This window comes from Pseudescherichia vulneris NBRC 102420 (assembly GCF_000759795.1).
Classification (GTDB): Bacteria; Pseudomonadota; Gammaproteobacteria; order Enterobacterales; family Enterobacteriaceae; genus Pseudescherichia; species Pseudescherichia vulneris.
Map to the genome: position 1 here is coordinate 160,891 of NZ_BBMZ01000010.1, position 22,043 is coordinate 182,933.

Annotated in this window: 24 protein-coding genes, 3 tRNA genes and 2 pseudogenes; 9 read left to right on the forward strand and 20 right to left on the reverse strand. The window is 52.5% G+C overall.

The features are described from left to right. Positions 1–67: 67 nt before the first annotated feature. The gene (locus EV102420_RS09925; protein WP_042391402.1) at positions 68–571 is read left to right on the forward strand and encodes a non-heme ferritin-like protein; all 504 of its coding nucleotides are present in this window, start codon (positions 68–70) and stop codon (positions 569–571) included. 165 nt (positions 572–736) lie between these two features. On the opposite strand, the gene EV102420_RS09930 is transcribed toward EV102420_RS09925, so the two are convergent. Together EV102420_RS09930 and azuC are read right to left on the reverse strand one after the other, a co-directional pair. Next, positions 737–988, reverse strand: a complete 252-nt coding sequence (locus tag EV102420_RS09930) for a DUF2766 family protein (RefSeq protein WP_042391403.1) — start codon at positions 986–988, stop codon at positions 737–739. A 65-nt stretch (positions 989–1,053) separates the two neighbouring features. Beyond that, positions 1,054–1,137: a stress response protein AzuC gene (gene azuC / locus EV102420_RS22050; RefSeq protein WP_088218881.1), complete on the reverse strand. Its 84-nt coding sequence runs from the start codon at positions 1,135–1,137 to the stop codon at positions 1,054–1,056. 213 nt (positions 1,138–1,350) lie between these two features. Between azuC and EV102420_RS09935 the strand changes: the two genes are divergently transcribed. Beyond that, positions 1,351–2,772 (forward strand): MFS transporter, encoded by a 1,422-nt coding sequence (locus EV102420_RS09935; RefSeq protein WP_042391404.1) that lies wholly within the window; start codon positions 1,351–1,353, stop codon positions 2,770–2,772. Between the two features lie 42 nt (positions 2,773–2,814). On the opposite strand, the gene EV102420_RS09940 is transcribed toward EV102420_RS09935, so the two are convergent. Next, entirely contained in the window at positions 2,815–3,453 is a 639-nt protein-coding gene (locus EV102420_RS09940) for an RpiB/LacA/LacB family sugar-phosphate isomerase (RefSeq protein WP_042391405.1), read from the reverse strand. A gap of 259 nt (positions 3,454–3,712) precedes the next feature. On the opposite strand from EV102420_RS09940, the gene yecR reads away from it, so the two are divergent. Together yecR and tyrP are read left to right on the forward strand one after the other, a co-directional pair. Beyond that, the gene (gene yecR, locus EV102420_RS09945; RefSeq protein ID WP_042391466.1) at positions 3,713–4,051 is read left to right on the forward strand and encodes a YecR family lipoprotein; all 339 of its coding nucleotides are present in this window, start codon (positions 3,713–3,715) and stop codon (positions 4,049–4,051) included. Between the two features lie 137 nt (positions 4,052–4,188). Beyond that, entirely contained in the window at positions 4,189–5,400 is a 1,212-nt protein-coding gene (gene tyrP, locus EV102420_RS09950; RefSeq protein WP_042391406.1) for a tyrosine transporter TyrP, read from the forward strand. A 58-nt stretch (positions 5,401–5,458) separates the two neighbouring features. Here tyrP and EV102420_RS09955 read toward each other — a convergent pair whose 3' ends face one another. Continuing rightward, positions 5,459–6,124, reverse strand: a complete 666-nt coding sequence (locus tag EV102420_RS09955; protein WP_042391407.1) for a YecA/YgfB family protein — start codon at positions 6,122–6,124, stop codon at positions 5,459–5,461. A gap of 375 nt (positions 6,125–6,499) precedes the next feature. Here EV102420_RS09955 and EV102420_RS09960 point away from each other — a divergent pair, with 375 nt between their 5' ends. After that, entirely contained in the window at positions 6,500–7,702 is a 1,203-nt protein-coding gene (locus EV102420_RS09960; protein WP_255211675.1) for an acyltransferase family protein, read from the forward strand. A 320-nt stretch (positions 7,703–8,022) separates the two neighbouring features. Here the strand turns inward: EV102420_RS09960 and EV102420_RS09965 are convergent. The 6 genes from EV102420_RS09965 to uvrY all read right to left on the reverse strand — a co-directional run bounded on the left by EV102420_RS09965 (position 8,023) and on the right by uvrY (position 11,577). After that, positions 8,023–8,109 (reverse strand) — tRNA-Leu (locus EV102420_RS09965). Positions 8,110–8,121: 12 nt separating this feature from the next. Next, a tRNA-Cys gene (locus EV102420_RS09970) sits at positions 8,122–8,195 on the reverse strand. Positions 8,196–8,260: 65 nt separating this feature from the next. Beyond that, positions 8,261–8,336 (reverse strand) — tRNA-Gly (locus EV102420_RS09975). A gap of 149 nt (positions 8,337–8,485) precedes the next feature. Further along, complete coding sequence (gene pgsA, locus EV102420_RS09980) at positions 8,486–9,034, reverse strand: CDP-diacylglycerol--glycerol-3-phosphate 3-phosphatidyltransferase (RefSeq protein ID WP_042391408.1); 549 nt, start codon at positions 9,032–9,034, stop codon at positions 8,486–8,488. Between the two features lie 57 nt (positions 9,035–9,091). Further along, a complete protein-coding gene (gene uvrC / locus EV102420_RS09985) occupies positions 9,092–10,924 on the reverse strand; it encodes an excinuclease ABC subunit UvrC (protein WP_042391409.1) in 1,833 nt (610 codons plus the stop codon). Next, positions 10,921–11,577 (reverse strand): UvrY/SirA/GacA family response regulator transcription factor, encoded by a 657-nt coding sequence (gene uvrY / locus EV102420_RS09990; protein ID WP_042391410.1) that lies wholly within the window; start codon positions 11,575–11,577, stop codon positions 10,921–10,923. Before uvrY ends, uvrC begins: the two co-directional genes overlap by 4 nt. A 387-nt stretch (positions 11,578–11,964) precedes the next feature. Here uvrY and EV102420_RS22970 point away from each other — a divergent pair, with 387 nt between their 5' ends. After that, on the forward strand, positions 11,965–12,045 hold the full coding sequence (locus EV102420_RS22970) for a hypothetical protein (protein WP_441842645.1): 81 nt from the start codon (positions 11,965–11,967) through the stop codon (positions 12,043–12,045). After that, positions 12,032–12,256, forward strand: a complete 225-nt coding sequence (locus tag EV102420_RS09995; protein ID WP_042391411.1) for a DUF2594 family protein — start codon at positions 12,032–12,034, stop codon at positions 12,254–12,256. Before EV102420_RS22970 ends, EV102420_RS09995 begins: the two co-directional genes overlap by 14 nt. Positions 12,257–12,318: 62 nt before the next feature. On the opposite strand, the gene sdiA is transcribed toward EV102420_RS09995, so the two are convergent. The 7 genes from sdiA to EV102420_RS10030 all read right to left on the reverse strand — a co-directional run bounded on the left by sdiA (position 12,319) and on the right by EV102420_RS10030 (position 18,023). Next, positions 12,319–13,041 (reverse strand): quorum-sensing transcriptional regulator SdiA, encoded by a 723-nt coding sequence (gene sdiA, locus EV102420_RS10000; protein WP_042391412.1) that lies wholly within the window; start codon positions 13,039–13,041, stop codon positions 12,319–12,321. A 228-nt stretch (positions 13,042–13,269) separates the two neighbouring features. Next, positions 13,270–14,022: an L-cystine ABC transporter ATP-binding protein TcyN gene (tcyN, locus tag EV102420_RS10005; RefSeq protein ID WP_042391413.1), complete on the reverse strand. Its 753-nt coding sequence runs from the start codon at positions 14,020–14,022 to the stop codon at positions 13,270–13,272. After that, positions 14,019–14,687: a cystine ABC transporter permease gene (gene tcyL / locus EV102420_RS10010; RefSeq protein WP_042391414.1), complete on the reverse strand. Its 669-nt coding sequence runs from the start codon at positions 14,685–14,687 to the stop codon at positions 14,019–14,021. The genes tcyN and tcyL overlap by 4 nt, the downstream gene beginning before the upstream one ends. A gap of 21 nt (positions 14,688–14,708) precedes the next feature. Then, positions 14,709–15,695, reverse strand: coding sequence for a D-cysteine desulfhydrase (dcyD, locus tag EV102420_RS10015; RefSeq protein WP_042391415.1), 987 nt, complete (start codon positions 15,693–15,695; stop codon positions 14,709–14,711). Between the two features lie 107 nt (positions 15,696–15,802). Further along, positions 15,803–16,603: a cystine ABC transporter substrate-binding protein gene (gene tcyJ, locus EV102420_RS10020; protein ID WP_042391416.1), complete on the reverse strand. Its 801-nt coding sequence runs from the start codon at positions 16,601–16,603 to the stop codon at positions 15,803–15,805. Between the two features lie 90 nt (positions 16,604–16,693). Next, the gene (fliZ, locus tag EV102420_RS10025) at positions 16,694–17,245 is read right to left on the reverse strand and encodes a flagella biosynthesis regulatory protein FliZ (RefSeq protein WP_042391417.1); all 552 of its coding nucleotides are present in this window, start codon (positions 17,243–17,245) and stop codon (positions 16,694–16,696) included. Between the two features lie 58 nt (positions 17,246–17,303). After that, positions 17,304–18,023 (reverse strand): RNA polymerase sigma factor FliA, encoded by a 720-nt coding sequence (locus EV102420_RS10030; RefSeq protein ID WP_042391418.1) that lies wholly within the window; start codon positions 18,021–18,023, stop codon positions 17,304–17,306. Positions 18,024–18,228: 205 nt separating this feature from the next. On the opposite strand from EV102420_RS10030, the pseudogene EV102420_RS10035 reads away from it, so the two are divergent. Continuing rightward, positions 18,229–18,725 (forward strand): annotated as a pseudogene (locus tag EV102420_RS10035) (transposase); the annotation flags it as partial. A gap of 281 nt (positions 18,726–19,006) precedes the next feature. Here EV102420_RS10035 and EV102420_RS21330 read toward each other — a convergent pair. Both EV102420_RS21330 and EV102420_RS10040 read right to left on the reverse strand, forming a co-directional pair. Beyond that, the gene (locus EV102420_RS21330) at positions 19,007–19,270 is read right to left on the reverse strand and encodes a hypothetical protein (protein ID WP_072015231.1); all 264 of its coding nucleotides are present in this window, start codon (positions 19,268–19,270) and stop codon (positions 19,007–19,009) included. Positions 19,271–19,552: 282 nt separating this feature from the next. After that, positions 19,553–20,002, reverse strand: coding sequence for a hypothetical protein (locus EV102420_RS10040; RefSeq protein ID WP_042391419.1), 450 nt, complete (start codon positions 20,000–20,002; stop codon positions 19,553–19,555). Positions 20,003–20,217: 215 nt separating this feature from the next. On the opposite strand from EV102420_RS10040, the pseudogene EV102420_RS21860 reads away from it, so the two are divergent. Further along, positions 20,218–20,906: pseudogene (locus EV102420_RS21860) on the forward strand (transposase domain-containing protein); the annotation flags it as partial. A gap of 41 nt (positions 20,907–20,947) precedes the next feature. Here EV102420_RS21860 and EV102420_RS10050 read toward each other — a convergent pair. Then, entirely contained in the window at positions 20,948–21,934 is a 987-nt protein-coding gene (locus EV102420_RS10050) for a flagellin N-terminal helical domain-containing protein (protein ID WP_042391421.1), read from the reverse strand. Positions 21,935–22,043 lie beyond the last annotated feature (109 nt).

The window sequence follows — 22,043 nt, forward strand, 5'->3', positions numbered from 1 at the left end:
GATCGTTTTGTCGATGCAGTACGGCTGATATTCATCGCAGCCCCATCCAGGACAGAAGGAGGTCATTATGGCGACGAGCGGCATGGCACAAAAACTCAACTCACAGGTTAACCTTGAGTTCCAGGCATCTAATCTCTGCCTTTCATTGAGTGAGTGGTGTTCAAAGCACGATCTACCGGGTTCGGCAACGTTTCTCCGCGCGCAGGCGCAGGAGAAGGTAAATCTGATGATGCGCGTATTCGACTTTATGAAGCGCGCCGGTGCCTATCCCACGGTGAAAGCGAGGGAAAATGCGCACGATAACTTTAATTCTTTAGAAGAGCTGTTTCAGAAAGCCTTTGAAGAGTACACCGTGCGGTGTGAAATGCTGGCCCAGCTGAGTGAAGAGGCAAAAGCGGTAAAGGATGAAAAAACGCTTAACTTTTTGCGCGAGCTGGAGAAAGCAGAGCAGCAGGATGGTCTCCTGCTGCAACTGTTAATTAGCGAGATTCATCGCTCCCTGCGGGACGGGAAAAATATTGCCCAGACCGATCGGGCGCTGCTTAACGTGGTGAACTGCCGCAGGCACTAACCCTTTACGCTACCCTTTCTGGCGGGAGTCTCTCCCGCCACTTCCCTGCTTTCCGGCGCAAACCTCAACGCAGGCGCAACGACGTTCCCCCTCGCCAGCAATAAAGAAAACATCCGTTTGAAAATAACAAAACAAAGGTTTACTTTATTTGCTTATATTCACACCTTAGTGCGTCTCTTCCTGCGGTGTAAATTTCAGCTCAATTAAGGCAATGGCTTTCTGGATGGCACGTCGGGTCACCGGATCGGCCGCGGCCGGATGCGTGGTGAAGTCGATGGTTTTGAGTTGGTTAGCCATCTTCTCACGCACCTCAACCGGAGCGATAACGTCAATGACGTCAAGGATCTGTTTGATCACCAGCTGGCACGCCACAACGTCGGACACCAGCTCCTGATCGGCGCTTAGATTTTGAGACATAGTTACTCCTGAGTTACAGAAACAAAAAAACCTGCCGCAGCAGGTTTTTTATCACAGCAACTTTATTAAAACATAGCGCCCGGCGGTACGTCTTTAAAAGTCTTGCAGTAGGTTTCAAAAATGCTTTTCAGGATTTTGCGCAGTTTCATGTTTTGCTCCGGCTATTTTGTTATGCAGGTGTTACTTATCTATGGGCGTATAATATGACTTGCATCACAAAAATCAACCACTTTGTGATGCATATCACATCAATTTCGCTGTGATTATTCTCGTTTTGTTAAAAAATTATTTAACAATCCGTGGGTTACGACGGTTTCATTTTTTTTAATTATTATAATTTTTTTTGAAATGGCAGACCAAGAATGAGTGAAAACACCCTCCCGGAGAAGTCGCGGGGCGTCTCGCCCGCCGCGCTGCTGGTCGCCGGGGCCTTTTTTATGGAGTTTCTCGACGGGACGGTGATAGCCACGGCCCTGCCGGATATGGCGCGGAGTTTTGGCGTCGATGCAGTCGCGCTAAACATCGGTATCAGCGCCTACCTGATCACCCTTGCGGTACTGATCCCGGCCAGCGGCTGGATAGCTGACCGCTTCGGTGCACGTAAGGTTTTCACCGCCGCGCTGGCGATCTTTACCCTCGCCTCGGTATTCTGCGGCCTCTCTACCAGCGTTGAGATGTTTGTGGCGATGCGCGTGTTGCAGGGGATGGGTGGCGCGCTGATGGTCCCCGTCGGCAGGCTTGCCGTGCTGCGGACCACGCCTAAGCATCTGCTGATCACCGCCATCGCTACCCTCACCTGGCCCGCGTTGGTCGCGCCTATTATCGGCCCACCGCTGGGCGGGTTTATTACCCACTATGCCGACTGGCGCTGGATCTTCTTTATCAACGTGCCGATTGGCCTGCTGGCTATCATTCTGGCGCTGCGCATCATTCCCGATATTCGCGACGACGAGCGCCGTCCTTTCGACCTGGCTGGCTTTCTCGCTACCTCTGTGGCGATGGTCAGCCTGGTATGCGCCATGGAGATGCTGGGAGGTAAACAGCAGCAGGGAGCGTGGACGCTCGGCCTGGTGGCGCTAGGCGCGGCCACCCTGGTCTACGCGCTGCGCCATTTTCAACGCGTCCGCTGGCCGATGATCCGCCTTGATGCCATGCGGGTGCCTACCTTTCGCGTCACCATGTACGGTGGCTCGCTGTTTCGCGCCTCTATTAGCGCGGTACCCTTTCTGCTGCCGCTGATGTTCCAGGTCGGTTTTGGGATGGATCCGTTTCATGCTGGGCTGCTGGTGCTGGCGGTCTTCGTGGGTAACCTGACGATTAAGCCCGCCACGACGCCGCTGATCCGCTGGCTTGGCTTTAAAAAGCTGCTGCTGATTAACGGCGCACTGAACGTGCTGGCTTTGCTGGCCTGCGCCTTTATTACGCCGACGACGCCAGTATGGGTGATTTTTGTCGTTCTCTATCTGGGCGGGGTTTTTCGCTCGGTGCAGTTTACCGGCGTCAGTACGCTGGCCTTCGCCGATGTCCCCTCTGCGCAGATGAGCTATGCCAATACGCTGTTCAGCACGGCTACGCAGCTGGCGGTTGGGCTGGGTATCACGCTCGGCGCGATTGGCATTCGTCTGGGGGAAAAAGCCAGCGACTGGCTAGCGCTTGACGGCGTGCCGGGCATCAGCTTCCGGCTGGCGTTTGTGTTTATCGCCCTGATCTGTCTGGTGGGCATGATCGATACGTTCAGGCTAACGAAGGATGCGGGCAGCGCGGTGTCATCTAAGAAAGGGTAATGCATTGCCGGGTCAGCGTAGCGCTGCCCGGCACAGGATGTGTTACGCAAGCATCTCGCGAACGAACGCTTCGATCTCTTTGTCCTGGCAGTGTTCAAAGAAGCACTCCTGGAAACGCTGACCGGAGACGGCGGTTTTCACCAGCTCAGGATCGATGGCGCGCAGGGTATCGAGATAGTTATCTTTTACCACTGCCGCTTTCACCTGGTTAAGGATCCCGGCGTTACGCACCTGCGGTTCTTTACGCTCTGGCGGGTAGCCTTCGCCTTTACGGCCAGTAAAGGCTTTTTCAAAGATAAAGCGTACGTTCAGCTCGGCACCCCAGCCGAAGCCTTTAGCGAACGGCAGCGCCAGGGCATTACCGTTGTTGATCTGGGCAAACAGGAAGGCGTCGGCCGGATCGATACAGTAGCCGCAGTTCACGCCCGGGTGGATGTTCAGCGACATCAACGCGCCCTGCCCGGTGCCGCAGCCAGCAATAACGAAATCCACCGCCTTTGAATTCAGCAGGATGCTGGCCATAATGCCCAGATGGATATAGGTCAGATGATGGTCATTCTCATCGCTCATCCCAACGTTGAAAACCGGGAAGCCTTTATCATCAGCGACGGTTTTCAGCTCTTTGAGAATGATGGCGTTTTTGGCAGCCTGGCTGTTTTCCATCATCAGTGCAATTTTCATTATCTCTTCTCCTGAATGCGTTGCGGGGGATCCCGTCATAAAGGGCTAATCAGCTTAAACCTTACTACCTGGCAAACATATTTTCAAATTTAATGAAAAATGGTTTTAAAAATTAGAGATGCGGTCACAGTTTTGCTTAGGCCAGCCCCTCTCCCGCTACCGTTGCAATTAGATCGGTTAGATTCTTTGGCTATTCCGGGCATTGGCTAATTATGCTGGCTGTAGGATGAGATCATCGAAACTGAATCAGAGCGTTTTCATGAAAAGATCTCTCCTCGCCGCTTCGCTGATGCTGCTTGCTGGATGCACCATCACGAAAGAACCTGAAGTCACCGACGTTAACCCGGCAACGGGCCTGGTGCGCCTGCACTTTAACGAGACGATGCTGCAGAAGGCCCGGTATGACGACTACACCACTCAGGGAACGGCAAATCGCCAGTGCCAGCAGATGGGCTATGCCACGGCGATCGCCTTTGGTCAGCCAGTTAAAACCTGTAGCGTCATCAGCGGCTCGCTGTGCCTGAACGAAACCGTCACGCTTCAGTACCAGTGTCAGGGCCATGCGGTGAACTACTCCCCCGCAGGTGTTTACTACTGATAGAGCTCAGCTTAACCCGATGGCCTAATTCGTATCGTTATCTTTACAGCGATTGTAACGGTGGTTTGACGTAAACACCGTTTTGCCTTACTCTGCGCCGCACAATTTTGGTGCGCAGTTCAGGTGTAAAGAGAAGCGTGAAGAACAGGACTTTTGGCAGTATGTTTATCGTTGCCGGGACCACCATTGGTGCCGGTATGCTGGCGATGCCGCTGGCCGCCGCAGGCGTTGGCTTTGGCGTAACGCTGGCGTTACTATTTTGCCTGTGGGGGCTGATGTGTTACACCGCCCTGCTGCTGCTGGAGGTGTATCAGCACGTTCCGGCAGATACCGGGCTAGGTACACTGGCCCGCCGCTACCTTGGGCGCTACGGACAGTGGGCGACCGGTTTTAGCATGCTGTTCCTCATGTATGCCCTGACGGCGGCTTACATGAGCGGCGCAGGCGAGCTGCTGGCCTCCAGCCTGAGCGAGTGGCTTGGCCTCTCCGTGTCTCCGGCGACCGGCGTCCTGCTGTTCACCCTTGTCGCGGGCGGTGTGGTCTGCATTGGCACGTCGCTGGTAGATCTCTTCAACCGTTTTCTGTTCAGCGCTAAGCTGATTTTCCTGATTGTGATGCTGGCGCTGCTGATGCCTCACGTGCATAAGGTCAATCTCCTGACGCTGCCGCTGGAGAAGGGGCTGGCGCTCTCTGCTATCCCGGTGATCTTTACCTCCTTTGGTTTTCACGGCAGCGTGCCGAGCATCGTCAGCTACATGAACGGCAACGTGCAGAAGCTGCGCTGGGTCTTTATTACCGGCAGCGCCATTCCGCTGGTGGCCTATATCTTCTGGCAGCTGGCGACGCTAGGCAGCATCGACTCCACCACCTTCTTTGGCCTGATGGCGAACAGCGCCGGGCTTAACGGCCTGCTGCAGGCCCTGCGCGACGTGGTAGCCTCGCCGCACGTAGAGCTGGCGGTGCACCTGTTTGCCGATCTGGCGCTGGCGACCTCGTTTTTAGGCGTGACCCTGGGGCTGTTTGATTACCTGGCCGATCTCTTTAATCGTCGTAATACCGCGATGGGCAGGCTACAGACCGGGGCGATTACCTTCCTGCCGCCGCTGGCCTTTGCTCTCTTCTATCCGCGTGGCTTTGTGATGGCGCTGGGCTATGCGGGCGTGGCGCTGGCCGTACTGGCGCTGCTGCTCCCTTCCCTGCTGGCGTGGCAGAGCCGTAAGCATACCCCGCGGGCGGACTACCGCGTACGGGGGGGTAAGCCAGCCTTGCTGCTGGTGCTCTTCTGCGGCGTAGCGGTAATTGCGATTCAGTGTGGTATTGCAGCGGGAGTGCTGCCAGAGGTGGGTTAGAGAAGTGAGCTCAACGTAGGCCGGGCAAACGCAGTGCCGCCCGGCGTTACAGTGTCTATCAGTGCAGACAGCACTGCTTGTACTTTTTACCGCTGCCGCACGGACAAGGGTCGTTACGCCCGACCTTATCACCGTTCACTATCGGCTGTTTTACCGGACGTTCCTGCTGATTGTCAGCCCAGTAGTCAAACAGCGCCAGCGCAGCGGGTTTCAGTGCTTCAACGCTTGCCTCGAAGGCCTCCGGTGTCATCTCCTCTACGCGGGTAAAGTTCTCCTCTTTACCGTGCAGCGCAATGGCTTCCAGCGCAGGCTGTAACGACTCGGGCAGCGTTGACCAGTCGCTCAGCGCGACACCGCGCATATAGCCGAAGCACCACTCTTCCACGATGCTGAGATCCTGGCCTTCAATGGTGCGCGTACCAAACAGCGGCTCAAACTGCTCCGGGTAATCGGCAAGACGCTCGGCGATATCGTTCATATGCTGGAATGAGAGCGTCATAAAGCGCCCCATCTCTTTTTCAGATGACCAGCGTGGAACGTGGTTCGCACCGCCCCAGATAGCCACCAGCCACTCGCTCGGCTCGATCTCTGTTGGCGCGCTCAGCACTGCGGTCAGCAGGCCGTCCAGCTCCGCAACGTCGACAATTGACGCCTCATTGCTGTACTTTGCCAGCACGTCATCCAGCCACTCCAGCTCTTTCTCATCCAGCGGTCCGGTTTTCATCATTCACTACCTCAGTTTGGGGCGGGCGCATATGATAGACCATAGCAGATCGCAGAACAAACAAACCAGAAAGCATACGTAAGAGAGAATGATAAAGGGTAATATGTAAAAAACGTAGCCGGAATCGATAGGATAATGATAGCTATTAAGTTACAAATCAAGTTTTGTCGCGGAAAACATAGGTATTGACGATCTTTTATACCAGACCTGATAAGGGTTCACTACCCTCGCTGTTACCCGTTATATCATATTTCACATAAATAAGTTGAGCTTATCATTCTTACTTCGGACCTATAGCAAGATGTAAAGATATGTAGCAAAGGTAAATCCATGGTATTATGCATAGCATCTTCTAGCTTACTAAACTTCACTAATATGCACAGCACGATACCTACCGCGTCTTCTCAGAAGCTTTTACACGTTGATGGCCTCAGAGGTTTTGCATGTCTCATGGTTGTCTTTTCTCATTTGGCCCTCATTTTTTATCCCGGATTACACGACCCGGGTTTAATTAATGACAACCTCTTTATTAGTTTCATTTTCAATAGCTCTTTTTCATTCCTTTATTCAGGAACCGCCGCAGTCTATATTTTTTTCACCCTCAGCGGATTCATTCTCTCCCATGCATTTATGAATGGCAAAGACGTTTTAGAAAATGTCACATCTATGGTATCTAAGCGCTATTTTAGGCTTGCTATACCCGCAATCGCTTCGTGTATTTTTTGTTTTGTGGTTGTAACTAATACCACGCCTGAAACGGGAATGTTGTCTGGTTGGATTCAGTCTTATAAGGTTGCTAACCCCTCGTTATTTGATGCAGTTTATTCTGGCGCAGTGCATGCTTTCTTTGGGGAAGGCTCTGCATACAACCCTGTCCTCTGGACCATGAAAATTGAACTGATTGGGTCGTTTCTAACTTACTTCACCTGCATTATTTTGATTAAATGCGATAAAAAGCCCCTATTACTATTATTTTTTGGGCTGATGCTTTTCCTGTCTACCCTACCGCAAAAAGAAAAATATGGTTACATGGCCTTTCTTTTTGGTGTTTATATCTACACATCGAGCTTTAGTATAAAAAAAGGCACGGCGTTAGTCTTAGCCGCCATTGGCGTGTACGCTGGCGGCGTGCACTACGGTTCATCTCCTTATATATATACCATATATTACTCGCGCTTTTTCTTGAATGGCGAAGAGTCAAATGCCTACATATTGTTTAATTTTATATCCGGCATAGTGATTACATTTGCCATTTTAACCAATGGGACTCTGAAAAAAGCATTCAGTAATAAAGCATTTGTATACATGGGCAAGGTATCATTTAGCGTTTATCTTTTCCATCTGCCCTTTTTATTCGTAGTTGCTGTTTGGCTGTTTAATGCTTTTTATGTAAGAAACCTTGGATATGCAACGAGCGCAATATCTGCCTCACTGTTATCTATAGGAATGATTTATGGACTAGCGAATTTTATTTTCAAGCTTGTAGATTATCCCTCCATGAAAATATCAAATAAAATTTCTACATTTTTGTTTTATAAGAGGGAGCGGTCTATAAAAGAGGTTCAGCCAACCGCATAAACGTAATTTATAGAAGCTATGTTAAAAAATATTGCCGATTAACTCGGTATATATTTCCTAAAAAATATGTCATAAAACTATCTACATAGCTGGCTTTCAAGGCCAGCTAGAATTATTGTCACTCTGAAGATCAAACGCTTTTGGTACAGCGGTATATTTTACCTTACCTGCCCTCAGCGCAGGCTTCCCGTTACCTTGATAACACATACCCAAGGTTTACATGCTCTTAATTGTCAGGGCCAAATCGCAGGCACAAAAAAACCACCCGTAGGTGGTTTGACGACACTGCTTATTGCTTTGATTATTCTGCTAATTTCCAATGGTACCCGGAGCGGGACTTGAACCCGCACAGCCTTACAGCCGAGGGATTTTAAATCCCTTGTGTCTACCGATTTCACCATCCGGGCTCGGGAGGAAATTGGAGGCGCGTTCCGGAGTCGAACCGGACTAGACGGATTTGCAATCCGCTACATAACCGCTTTGCTAACGCGCCTTAAATCTTAGTCTTGCGACCTGCACCCGCACTCTTTAACTTCATACAGTGCCGATACCTTAATTTGGAGCGGGAAACGAGACTCGAACTCGCGACCCCGACCTTGGCAAGGTCGTGCTCTACCAACTGAGCTATTCCCGCTTATCAGGTGATTATGCTAATCACTTGATTTTACTCTCATCTGGCAAGCTGTGCCGCCGTCTGATGCGATGCATTCTACTTACCTGACGCACTGAGTCAACGATATTTTTTAAATCTCGGATCGTTTGCTGAAAATTAAGCCGAAACGATCACTGTTCCAGCAGATCGCCCCGGGCAGCGTTTAAATACTGGAACATGGACCACAGGGTCAGCACCGCAGCGACCCACAGCAGGCCAATTCCCGCCCACTCTACCCAGGCGTTTGGCCGCCACAGCATCCACACCAGCGAGGCCATCTGCGCGGTGGTTTTAACTTTACCAATCCACGATACCGCCACGCTGCTGCGCTTGCCCAGCTCCGCCATCCACTCGCGCAGGGCAGAGATGATGATCTCACGACCAATCATGGTCGCAGCAGGCAGGGTCACCCACCAGGTGTGATAGTGCTCGGCCACCAGCACCATAGCGATGGCGACCATGACCTTATCCGCCACCGGATCGAGGAACGCGCCGAAACGGGTGCTCTGGTTCCAGCGCCGAGCCAGATAGCCATCAAACCAGTCCGTCACCGCAGCGACGAGAAAGATGAGTGCACATGCGAAAGGCGCCCAGACCACAGGTAGATAAAACGCCACCACGAAGAACGGGATCAGGATGACACGAAAAAGCGTGAGCAACGTTGGGATATTGTATCGCATAGTGGCAGGTAACTATCTGTTGTCAGTAAAAATTAGCCCTATGTTGCTACAGAGCCCTCAATGTTTCAACGAGTAGAAGATCTTTTCTGCCAGCCCCTGCGAAATACCCGGCACTTTTGCGATGTCCTCAACGCTGGCGTTGAGCAAACCCTGCAATCCACCCATGTATTTCAGCAGCATCTGGCGGCGCTTCGGCCCGACCCCTTCAATGGTCTCCAGGGTACTGGTATTTTTCACCTTCGCGCGTTTTTTACGGTGCCCGCTGATGGCGTGGTTATGCGACTCATCACGGATATGCTGGATCACGTGCAGCGCCGGTGAGTCTGGCGGCAGGTTAAAGCCCTCTCCCTCTGGTTCAAAGAAGAGCGTCTCCAGCCCTGCCTTACGGTCGGTGCCTTTCGCTACGCCCAGCAGTAGCGGATGGTGCTTATCCCAGGGAACGTCCAGCTCGGCAAAGACCGTCTTCGCCTGGCTCAGCTGCCCCTTGCCGCCGTCGATTAAGATCACGTCCGGCACCTTGCTCTCTTCAATGGCCTTACCGTAGCGACGACGCAGCACCTGATTCATGGCCGCATAGTCATCGCCAGGGGTAATACCGGTGATATTGTACCGGCGGTACTCGGCACGCAGCGGCCCGTTGGCGTCAAACACCACGCAGGAGGCAACGGTCTGCTCGCCCATGGTGTGGCTAATATCAAAACACTCCATACGCCGAACCGCCGGCAGCTTCAGCAGCGTTGCGAGCGCGACCAGGCGCTGGCTAACCGTTGACTGCTGAGAGAGCTTGGTGCTGAGCGCCGTGGCGGCGTTGGTGCGAGCCAGCTTGAGGTAGCGTGCCCGGTCACCGCGCGGTTTTGTCTGCACGTTGACGCGGCGGCCTGCCAGCTCGGAGAGCGAGTCGGCCAACAGCGTTTTGTCGTTGAGATCAAAGTCGAGCAGGATTTCGCCCGGCAGGGTGCGCATCTGGCTGCCCTGCAGGTAGAACTGCCCCACGAAGGTCTCTACCACTTCGCCAAGTTCGGTGCCGCCCGGCACTTTCGGGAAGTAGCTCCGGCTGCCCAACACCTTGCCCTGGCGAATAAAGAGCACGTGCACGCAGGCCATACCGGCATCGAACGACACGCCGATGACGTCGAGATCGTCGCCATTGTTAGAGACGAACTGCTTCTCCGTGACGCGACGTACGGCCTGGATCTGATCGCGAATACGCGCCGCCTCTTCAAAGTCGAGATCGCGGCTGGCCTTCTCCATGCGCTCAATCAGCAGGTTCAGAACCTGATCGTCCTTGCCCGCCAGGAAGAGGCGCACGTAGTTAACCTGCTGAGCATACTCCTCTTCGCTGACCAACCCCTCGACACACGGCCCAAGGCAGCGGCCGATCTGGTACTGCAAGCAGGGCCGGGAGCGATTGCGGTAGACGCTGTTTTCACACTGGCGGATAGGGAAGATTTTTTGCAGCAGCGCTAAGGTCTCGCGCACCGCGTAACCGTTCGGGAACGGCCCAAAGTACTCCCCTTTCGCATGCTTAGCCCCCCGATGCGTCGCCAGACGCGGGTGGGTATCACCGCTGAGAAAAATGAACGGGTAGGATTTATCGTCGCGCAGCAGCACGTTGTACCGTGGCTGATACAGCTTGATATAGTTATGCTCAAGCAGCAGCGCCTCCGTTTCCGTATGGGTTACCGTCACGTCGATCTGCTGGATCTGGGAGACCAGCGCTTCGGTTTTTCGTGAGGCAAGATTACTACGGAAGTAGCTGGACAGGCGCTTCTTGAGATCTTTGGCTTTACCGACGTAGATAACAGTACCACCGGCGTCATACATGCGGTAGACACCGGGTTTACTGGTAACCGTACTCAGAAAGGCTTTTGAATCAAAAACATCACTCACTGACTTGTTAACGTCTCCGCATTACACAGACCATGACGAATGGCCAGGTGGGTGAGCTCTACGTCACCGTGGATGTTCAATTTACTGAACATACGGTAGCGGTAGCTGTTCACCGTCTTCGGACTGAGATTCAACTGTTCGGAAATCTCATTCACCTTTTGGCCTTTGGTTATCATCAGCATAATCTGCAATTCGCGTTCAGACAAACTGGCAAAGGGAGATTCAGTTTTCTCTGGCTCAATTTGGCTGAGCGCCATTTGCTGGGCAATATCGGAAGCAATATAGCGCTGTCCCGAATAAACGGCGCGAATAGCGTTAACCATCTCTTTCGGGGCGGCCCCCTTGCTGAGATAGCCTGACGCGCCCGCCTGCATCACTTTGGCAGGCAGTGGGCTCTCGGTGTGAACCGTGAGCATAATGACTTTGGTATCGGGCACGGAGCGCGCAATTTTACGCGTAGCCTCCAGGCCGCCAATACCGGGCATGTTCATATCCATCAGCACCACATCCACGGGATGGGCACGGCACCATTTTACGGCATCTTCGCCGCAGCTGACCTCGCCGGAAACTTTTATGCCTTTAATATCTTCCAGAATGCGTCGTATCCCTGCGCGCACAAGCTCGTGGTCATCAACAAGAAGAACGTTGATCAAAGCAAATCTCCAAAAAGGGATAACGCGACTGACAGTACAGTCACTCTATATTAGCGTTAATTGGGCGAAAACTAAAAGATTAAATGCGATGTGTACGATTTCGTTCGCAAAATTGGAAATAAAGCTGTACAAACCCGGAAAGCACCCCGTCTCGCCTGGATTTTAAACTATACTTTAAATACTACTTTTCAGAGAGTTAAGGGCAATACTATTATTTATGCGTTGTAAAGTGCCCTTTTTTCTTTGTAACAATAATTAACGGCTTTTATACCTCTTTTTAAACATATTTCCCACGTTATAAATTAGTGCAAATCGTAATAACATGCTATTTACGCGCTGACTTGTATGGCGATCAAAAAACAACCAGTGCTATTTTTTTAAAAGCTTGTGTTATACTCCGCCGCCTTAACATTTACGGGCGCGCGCAGGCGCTGTCACATATCGAGGAAAATAGATGAGCACTCCTGACTTCTCTACTGCGGAAAATAATCAACAGCTGGCGCAGGAAGTTGCCTGCATGAAAGCACTGGTCACCCTGATGCTGCAGGCGCTGGGTCAGGCGGACGCCGGTCGTATCATCCTGAAAATGGAAAAACAGATCGCGCAGATGGAAAACGAGGCGCAGGCTGACGTCTTTGCCAATACGGTTAAGCAGATTAAACAAGCTTACCGTCAGTAAGAGTAGCCGGCTGGCAGGCTGTCAGCCGGTAGTACGTTCGGCACGCGAAACGCAGGTGGGGTTCAAATGAATCCGGTCGCCGCTGCATAGCAGGCAATCTGCGTTTTATTCGGTGCGTTAAACTTCTTCTGCATGTTTTTCTGGTGAAAATTCACCGTGTTCTCTGAAATCGACAGGATCATGGCGATCTCCGCCGACGTCTTGCCTTCTGCCGTCCACTTGAGAATTTCACACTCGCGCTTGCTGAACTTCATCTCTGGCGACATCACCATCTCCTCTTCCAGGCGTGAGAGCGTCACCAGACTCAGCTGCACCAGCAACTGGAGAGAAAGCTCAATCTCATCCGCGCTAAGGCTTTTACCCCGGACTGAGGTTTTAGATACCGACAGGAAACCCATAGCCCGGTTAGGCAGCATCAGACACTGGGTGTAACCTTTACGCAGCCCATGATCGCGCGCCGCGTCCCACATCGTCTGTGCATCCTGAAACAGGCGGTCGTTCCAGGGGAGATGGCCCTGGATAAAGTTATCCGGCTTCAGCACAGGATCGACGGAAAAATAGTTCTCCGCGCAGTAATGTGCTCTCCAGACATCGGGATAGGAGGTCTCAAGGTAGGTTTTTGGCCGTGTGAAAGGCACCGGATGACGCACGCATAACGAGTAGTAGTCAAATTCCAGCCGCTGCGTCTGGCGCTCTAACTCTTTATAGACCTCGTCCGCTGCTGTCATCTCGCTAAACCGCCGCAGCATTTCCTTTCGCCATGTAAAAAAATCAATATCCTGCATACTGAGCGCAAAAACCCCGTTCGTTATATATTTATTATGAATGTATAAAACTATCACATAAATCTTATTTTAAGATCCAAATTATCCGACTCGCGGGAAATAAACTGAACTTATATGCCAGCCGAAGCGGCATTAACGGGAGAAATGGCGGGGTGTTAGCCAATTGTTAAAACCAATAGCCTTAACGCACCCACCGGCGTAACAAGCCGATGGGCGCGTAGCCAGGCACTACTGCATGAGGAATTTTTCCAGGAACTGGCGGGTTCGTGGCTGCTGTGGGTCGGCAAACAGCGTTTTGGCTGGCCCCTGCTCCACTATCCGGCCCTGATCCATAAAGATGGCGCGATCGGCCACGTCTCGGGCAAAGCTCATCTCATGAGTAACAATCACCATGGTTCGTTTCTCCTGCGCCAGCTGACGGATCGTGCTCAGCACTTCGCCCACCAGCTCAGGATCCAGCGCCGAGGTTGGCTCATCAAAGAGGATCACGTCCGGACGCATTGCCAGCGCGCGGGCAATGGCGACGCGCTGCTGCTGTCCGCCGGAGAGGCGTTTCGGGTAGCTGGTCTCCTTGCCGCTCAAGCCCACTTTCGCCAACAGCTCTCGGGCGCGAGTCTCGGCCTCGGCTTTCGCTTCGCCCTTAACAATCACCGGTCCCTCAATGATATTTTCCAGTACCGTGCGGTGGGGAAAGAGGTTAAAGCTCTGGAACACAAAGCCAACGTGCTGCCGCAGCTGGCGGATCTCTCCCTTCTGCTGGCTTAACGCCCGCGCCGTATCGATGGTGATGGTGCCGACGCGGATGCTGCCGCTCTCCGGGTGCTCCAGCAGGTTGATGCTGCGCAGCAGCGTCGTTTTGCCAGAGCCGCTGGGGCCGATGATGGCGACCACCTCCCCCTCATTGACCTCTAAATCAATGCCGTGCAGCACCGTCTGGCCGTGAAACTTCTTCACCAGGTTTTTCACTTCAATCGCACTCATTTCGGATCGCGCTCCTGACGGTTAAGCTGGTTTTCAAAATAGTTCTGTAATGCAGAGAGTACCGTGGCCATCAGCCAGTAGATCAGGGAGGCGGCGAGGTACATGGTAAAGACCTCCAGCGTCCGGGAGGTGATCAGCTGCGCCTGACGGAACAGCTCCGGCACCTGGATGGTTGCCGCCAGCGAGGTATCTTTCACCAGGCTGATAAAGCTGTTGCTGAGCGGTGGCAGCGCTACCCTGGCCGCCTGAGGTAAAATGGCGCGGCGCAGCGTCTGCCACGGGGTCATACCGATACTGGCCGCGGCCTCCCACTGCCCCTTATCGATAGAGGAGATGGCGGCGCGCAGCGTTTCCGAGGTGTAGGCCGCCGTATTGAGCGACAGGCCGATCATCGCCGCCGGAAGCGGATCCAGCTCGATGCCGAACTGCGGCAGGCCGTAGTAAATCATAAACAGCTGGGCAATCAGCGGCGTGCCGCGAAACACGGAAATATAGAAACGCGCCAGCCAGCGTACCGGCGCAATGGCCGACATCCGCATCAGCGCCAGCATAAAGCCGAGCAGCAGACCAAAGAACATCCCGCCAATACTGAGCTGTAACGTAAATACCGCCCCGCGCAGCAGGTACGGCAATGACTCTATCACCAGTTGAATACTCTCTTGCATTATGGTTTTTCTGCCTGAATGTTAAACATGGGGATGGTAGGCAAAGAGCGCAGGCGCGCCGCCGGTATGGATAAACAGGCTCGGCCCCTGATCCTTGAAACGGTTCTGGTTAATGCCATCGATCAGCCCGGCCATCGCCTTTCCGGTATAGACCGGATCCAGCAGAATGCCCTCCAGGCGGGCCAGCAGTTTGATCGCCTCCACGCCCTCCTCGTTCGGCGTGCCGTAGCCGGGTGCAAAGTACTCATCCCACAGCACGATGTCCGACTTCGCCTCAACCTCAAGCTCGCGGGCGATGGCCTGCTGAAGCGCAACCACTTTCGGCTTTTGCTCGTCACGCTTGCGGGAGACGGTTACGCCAATCAGCTCCGCCTCGGGCATCAGCTGCTCAAGGCCAACCGCCAGCCCGGCGTGCGTCCCGGCGCTGCCGGAAGCCACCACGATGGAAGAGAGCTCCACCGCCCCTTCACACTGCTGGGCAATCTCCAGGGCGCTCTCTACATAGCCCAGTGCGCCCAGCGCGTTCGAGCCGCCAACCGGAATGACATAGGGACGGAAACCTTGGGCTTCAATACGCGTTGCCAGCTCAGCCAGCTGCGCCACCGGATCGGTCAGGGCGTCGCACATCTCAATCTGGGCATTGAAAAGATCCAGCAGCAGCCGGTTACCGTTAGTGAGATAGTTCTCTGCCCGCGTGCCGATAGGATTCTCCAGCAGCGCCACGCAGTGCAGGCCAAGCTTCGCCGCCACGGCGGCGGTCTGGCGGACGTGATTGGACTGGATTGCCCCGGCGGTGATCAGCGTGTCCGCCCCCTCCCGCAGCGCATCGGCGGCGAGGAACTCCAGCTTGCGCAGCTTGTTGCCGCCCAATGCCATCGGCGTCACGTCGTCGCGTTTGATGTAGATTTCACGGCCCAGATAGTCAGAGAAGCGCGGCAGGTACTCCAGCGGCGTCGGTGCGCCAATAAATTCGAGGCGCGGAAAGCGGGTCAGGTTTTGCAAGGACATAGGGCCTCCGGTGGCCGATTTAAGACGTGCGTGATGTTAATTATGTACCTTTAGCGACAGAAATAAAAAAGGCGCTTCAATAAGCGCCTTTTTACCGCCGGTGAACGTTACTTGGTTACGTCAGCACCGAACCATTTTTCTGACAGCGCCTTCAGGGTACCGTCTTTCTGCATAGCGGCAATCGCATCGTCAACCGCCTTCAGCAGGTCCTGGTTGTCTTTACGCAGCGCCACGCCCGCTTCCTGACGGGAGAACGGCTCGCCCGCTACCGCCAGCGTATCCTTGGTCTTTTTCACCAGATCCAGCGCCGCCAGACGATCCACCAGAATAGCGTCGATACGGCCTACGCGCAGATCCTGATATTTGGTCGGGTCATCATCATAGGTACGAATATCCACGCCCTGGACGTTCTTGCGCAGCCACTCTTCATAGTTGGTTCCCAGACCCACGCCGACCTTTTTATCTTTCAGATCGGCCGCGGTTTTGATCCCGCTCTCATTGCCCTTCTTCACCAGCGCCTGGATACCAGAGACGGTGTACGGGGTAGAGAAGTCATATTTTTTCTTACGCTCGTCGGAGATCGTCACCTGGTTGATCACCACGTCGATGCGCTTGGAGTCCAGCGAGGCCAGCATCCCGTCCCACTTGGTCGGCTTCAGCGAGGCTTTAACGCCGAGGTGTTTGGCCAGCTCTTCAGCGAATTCAACTTCAAAGCCGGTGAGCTTGCCGTCATCGCCCTGATAGCTGAACGGCGGATAGGTGCCTTCCAGCCCTACCAGCAGCGTACCGCGATCTTTGACTTTTTTCAGCAGGCCTTCGTCGGCGAAGGATTTCGCGCTCACGCCTGCCATCAGCGCAACAGCCATTACACCCATCAGCGCCTGACGACCCAAAAGTGCTAATTTCATAGTTACCCCGAATATAATAATTGGTTGCTACGCAGTGTAAGGGGCTGACCCACAAGGTACAACCACCTGTACGCTACATATTATTCACTTTTAATATATATCAGAAGTTGCGCCGGAAGCGATTTTCTGACTGGCCATAAAGTGCGCCTGGGCTTTGAATTGCGCATACTTGCGCAGGGCGATCCGGTAGTTATTGGTGCTGGTCGTGGGCAGCCACGGCTCAAGAACTTCATCCAGAAAACCGTCTTCAAGCTGGTCGAGGGTAATGCGGTGGGCGGTAAGGTGATTACCAAGGCGGCGCAGGCGTACGACATACTCACGTACCGTGCCGTGGCTCATTTCGGTTTGCTCAAACAGATACTGTTTAAAGCCAATAATATCAAAAAAGTCGCTCTGCTCTTTGCAATGCAGATCGCCGCAGAAGCGGCACAGGGCAACCCACTCTTTCTGCTCCTGCTCCCAGCCCGCATCGTCCAGCAGCGTGTCGAGGCGCGAGATAGCAATTTTGTTAACGATTTCGCCCCGACGCACCAGCGTGATGCGGTCGAGCAGTTTATGGCAATGGGCGCAATGCGTTTGGCTGTGTTTAAAGTCTTTAAGGTAGCGGCTTAATGGCCGTCTTTTTACTTGTAGCACCGTCATGATAACTCCTGGTTGTCAATACGTTGTGCGACATCGTTCAGGCAGCACTCATTGCTGCCTATAACTTACCCAGTTTGGTACGTAAGCGTTTAATGGCCTGGCTATGGAGCTGGCTTACCCGTGACTCTCCCACGTCCAGCACCGCGCCGATCTCTTTGAGATTCAGCTCTTCCTGGTAGTAGAGCGTCAATACCAGCTGCTCACGCTCCGGCAAGGCTTCAATGGCCTCCATCACGCGATGGCGGAGATTGCTCTCCAGCAGCTGATGTAACGGGTTCTCTCGCTGGTGATCGTCAGTCACCAGTTCAATGCTATCGCCATGCTCTTCCCGCCACTCGTCATAAGAGAAGAGTTGGCTATTGTTGGTGTCGAGCAACATCTGACGATACTCTTCAACAGAAATATCGAGCCGCTGCGCAACTTCGGTTTCCGTTGCGTTACGGCCTAACTCCTGCTCCAGCTGCCCCATTGCCTGCGCCACTTCGCGGGCGTTACGCCGGACGCTGCGTGGCACCCAATCGCGGCTGCGCAACTCGTCCAGCATGGCCCCACGAATACGCTGCACTGCGTAAGTGGTAAATGCCGTTCCTTGCAGAGCGTCGTATCGGTCAACTGCATTCAATAACCCGATACCGCCCGCCTGTAGCAGATCGTCCAGTTCCACACTCGCCGGCAAGCGCACCTGCAGGCGCAATGCTTCGTGACGCACTAGCGGTACATAACGTTGCCACAGCGAGTGTTTATCCATTACACCGTCAGCGGTATAGAGTGTATTCACGATAAACAGCCCTGCGTTAAATGAGTTATCGGCATGATTATCCGATTCTGGAGGGGTTTTAATCGGATGAATAGTGGGTGAAATGGGGGGTTATTTGGGGTTATAGGTCAACAGGCATAAAAAAACCGCTCCGGGAGACTGTAATTGAAATTGTGTATCTGCCTGTTTTTGATATGTCTACTCCAACAACGGAGACAGGCAAATTATGGACGAAAAGAAACTCAAAGCACTGCCAACTAAACTGGCTAAAGGTATTAAAACCGAAGCTGATCTTAACCAGTTTTCCTGTATACTGATGACGTTGACCGTCGAAACAGCGCTCAATGCTGAGCTGATCGACCAGCTAGGGCATGAAAAAAATGCGCCTAAAATAGGCTCTAATACCCGCAATGGCTACTCGTCAAAAACGCTGCTGTACGATGACCGCGAGATCGAGCTGAATACACCGCGTGATCGTGAAAATACCTTTCACCCTGTGTTAGTTAAGAATAACCAGACGCGTATTACGTAGACGGACAGTCACATCTTATCCCCCTTACGCCAAAGGCATGACCACCCGCGAAGTAGTCGCCACCTTCAAAGAGATGTACAATGCCGTCGTATCGTCCACGCTGATATCTAAATTCACTGACGCCGTAAAGAGCAGGTTACAGAGTGCAAAACCGACAACTTAATACGCTGTATCGCATTGTTTACATGGACTGGCAAGGTGTTCCCCACGGATGGCTCGGTGCGGAAGATAATTTATCTGGCTAGTGGAGATGCGTCGAAAAAATGGAGCATGCCGATCTAGAACTGGCGGCTGTCAATAAGTCGTTTTATTAGCCTGAGCGACCACCTTTAACAACTGGGCAGTGACACAGACTCACTGATAGGCTCCCCATCATTGATGAGGCTATTATCGTCTAACCATCGAATTGTTCGACCGAACATTTTGCTTAACCGATCGGTATTAGCCTGAAGGCGGCTTTGAAGTTGATGAACTACAGAGAAGGAAGTCGTTTCTTTAAAAGCTCATTAGCCTCATTACATTTTTCCTCAATCAGCTTAAGGCGAGCTGGCACTTCACTTGATGGGCAATTGGTGACAAGGCAATACCCCTCCACCCATGTTTTCTCATTTCCTTGAGTTAACAGGCTTTCAAATATTTCAACCCAGTCACTATTTGGAACGCGCTCAAGCTCAAAGAATTTCAACACTCCACTACCGCGAAGTGTTCTTTGCTCATCTAACCCTAAAATTTTCAAGACCAGATCCCCACATGTTTTTATAGATATTTAATATCATTATCCTAAGGTTATTCCTAGACCTTAATAATGATAGGGCCTCGCATTTTCATCATCAAGCGCCGTGGAGACGTTGCTGTGTAATGTCTGCTATTCACTATCAGTCTGCTTATCCCACTTTTCGCGAAACCTGCCCGGGTTATCACTGCCTTGTAATGACATAGAGCTGCTAATTTTGCTACCAAAAAAACCGCCCAACATTATGGGGTAAGTTCACGCAGGCGGTTTACGTTCACCAGCTCGTCAAAACTTCGGAGCCATTCCGTACTTGGGCGACTTGATATTAGCTGCCCAGATTTTTATGTCCCCCTGGATGACTGCCGTAAAGTCTGACTTCAGGTGCCTGACCAGAGCATTGACCTTATCAGCGTCATCGACAATGTAATGTTCAATTTTATTCTTCCCCACCGGCACACACTTATAAGCAGCGGGTACTATGGTGTTGTTTATTCTTAGCGGGGGGTTATTGTTTGAGCATCCTCCGTTAGACATATACGAAACAGTAAGGTTGGCTGTTTTATAGCCAGCCTGAGCAATACTTATCATTACAGGATTGTCGTCGACAGTTTGCGTAATGTCATATAAAACCCGGTCTTTCTCATACCAGGTGTTGAGCTCACGCTCTTGCCAGGCTGCGTTGCTGTGTGCAGAAAGCAGCAGCAAAAAGCTGCTAATCACTTTTAAGGTTTTCATAGTTATGTGGTTGTTATTTAAGGCCCATCAATCATTACAATATGTAACACAACAAATCAATGACCTAAGGAAAATCCTACTAACTTTGGTGATAAAGAAGAGGTGTATCAGATGCGGTAACTGTAAGGAATAAAAAACCGTCGTAGGCTAACACCGATCGGTTAAGCAAAATTATCGGTTGAACAAGCCGATGATTAGACGAAACATAGACCTAGGCTGAACCCTCTTCACTTTTCTGTTTTCAGCGAGCCATTCCCCTTGAGTGGATTTCTCAGGTTCTTGATCCCAAGAATAAAGTTAGTATCTATAAACGTAAACTCCACGCTGAGCTCGTGGTCTTGCTGATTGTGGGCATTGCCCTGAACCGCGATCGCTCCATCACGGACGTTGTGACAAAACTCGACCTCGTTCTGAATTAGCAGAAAGGTGAGACTCTCGCTCAAAGGTTTAATCAGCTCTCTGAACGGGCCGGAGCAGTATTCGGCAGAATCGCTGCATTATGTTGATCAGGAGCGGTAGAGCATAGGAAGCGGTTATGGAGAGCTGAAACAGTCCCGGCTGAGTACGGTCACGCTATTGTGCAGCCAGAAAGTGAGCGGGATTTACCAGGAAATATGGGGCCTGTTGACGGCCAATAATCTGGTCTGAATGGAGATGAGTCAGATAGCACGGGAAGCAAAGGTGCCGCCGCTGCGGATAAGCTTCGTGATGACGATGAGACTGATCTAGGGTGAACTCATCTGGTGTTCACTGGGTAAACAGGGGACGATCCCGGTGAAGCTGAAGAAAATGCGGTAGAATGTAAAGCAATTTATCCTGCCGGAAAAGAGAAAACGGCCCAAAAAGAGGACCGTTCGAATACTAAAAAACCCAGTATCCCATTCACTCAAAACATCTTAAGTGAACGGTGTTACGCCGGAGCGGGGTTTAGGCAAGCGGTGCGAATTAACGCAGCAGGGACAGCATGGTCTGCGGAACCTGGTTGGCCTGAGCCAGTACGGAAGAGCCTGCCTGCTGCAGGATCTGCGCGCGGGACATGTTGGACACTTCGGTCGCGTAGTCGGAGTCCTGAATACGGCTGCGGGCAGCGGTCAGGTTGCTCACGGTGTTGTTCAGGTTAGTAATGGTAGATTCGAAACGGTTCTGGGACGCACCCAGGGAGCTGCGCTGGGAGTCAACCGCTTTGATGGCTGCATCGATAGTAGACAATGGACCACTGGCCGGCGTACCTGCAACTGCATCTACGGCTTCAACTGCGTCATCAGTATCTGGATCGCCATCAGGATCCGGATTGCCCGGTACAGCAGGCGTGCCTTCAGTTCCGGCGGTCACCGCAGCACGAACGTCAAAACCTTCAGCAGCGACTTTACGCTCTTCGCCATTAACCTTAGCCAGATCACCAGCTTCTACAGCATCTTTTGCGTTTAGGTTCCAACCAGCGCTGGAGTCCATGGTGATAGCAATTTTTTCACCATCACGAGAGCCGACTTGGAAGGAGAAGTCTTGGCTGGTGGTGTTGTCAAGGATTTTGATACCGTTGAAATCAGTTTCTTTGGTGACACGATTGATTTCAGCCAGACGCTGGTTAACTTCAGACTGAATGGAGTCGATGTCGGAAGCAGAGTTAGAGCTGTTCTGCGCCTGCACGGTCAGGTCACGGACACGCTGCAGGTTGTTGTTGATCTCAGACAGCGCGCCTTCAGCGGTCTGTGCCAGGGAGATACCATCGTTGGCGTTACGGGCAGCAACGTTCAGGCCGTTGATGTTGGAGGTGAAGCGGTTAGCGATCGCCTGACCAGCAGCATCATCTTTCGCGCTGTTGATACGCAGACCGGAAGAGAGGCGCTCGATAGCAGTGCCCAGAGAGGACTGGGATTTAGTCAGGTTGTTCTGAGTCGTCAGAGACAGGGTGTTAGTATTGATAACAGCCATGATTGAATTCCTTTAAAAAGTTGTCTGAGTCAGGCATCTGCCTACGGCTTTCTCGCCGTTGATGTGATTATCGACCGCCCTCGGATAACCTTTAGAAAAAATATTCGCT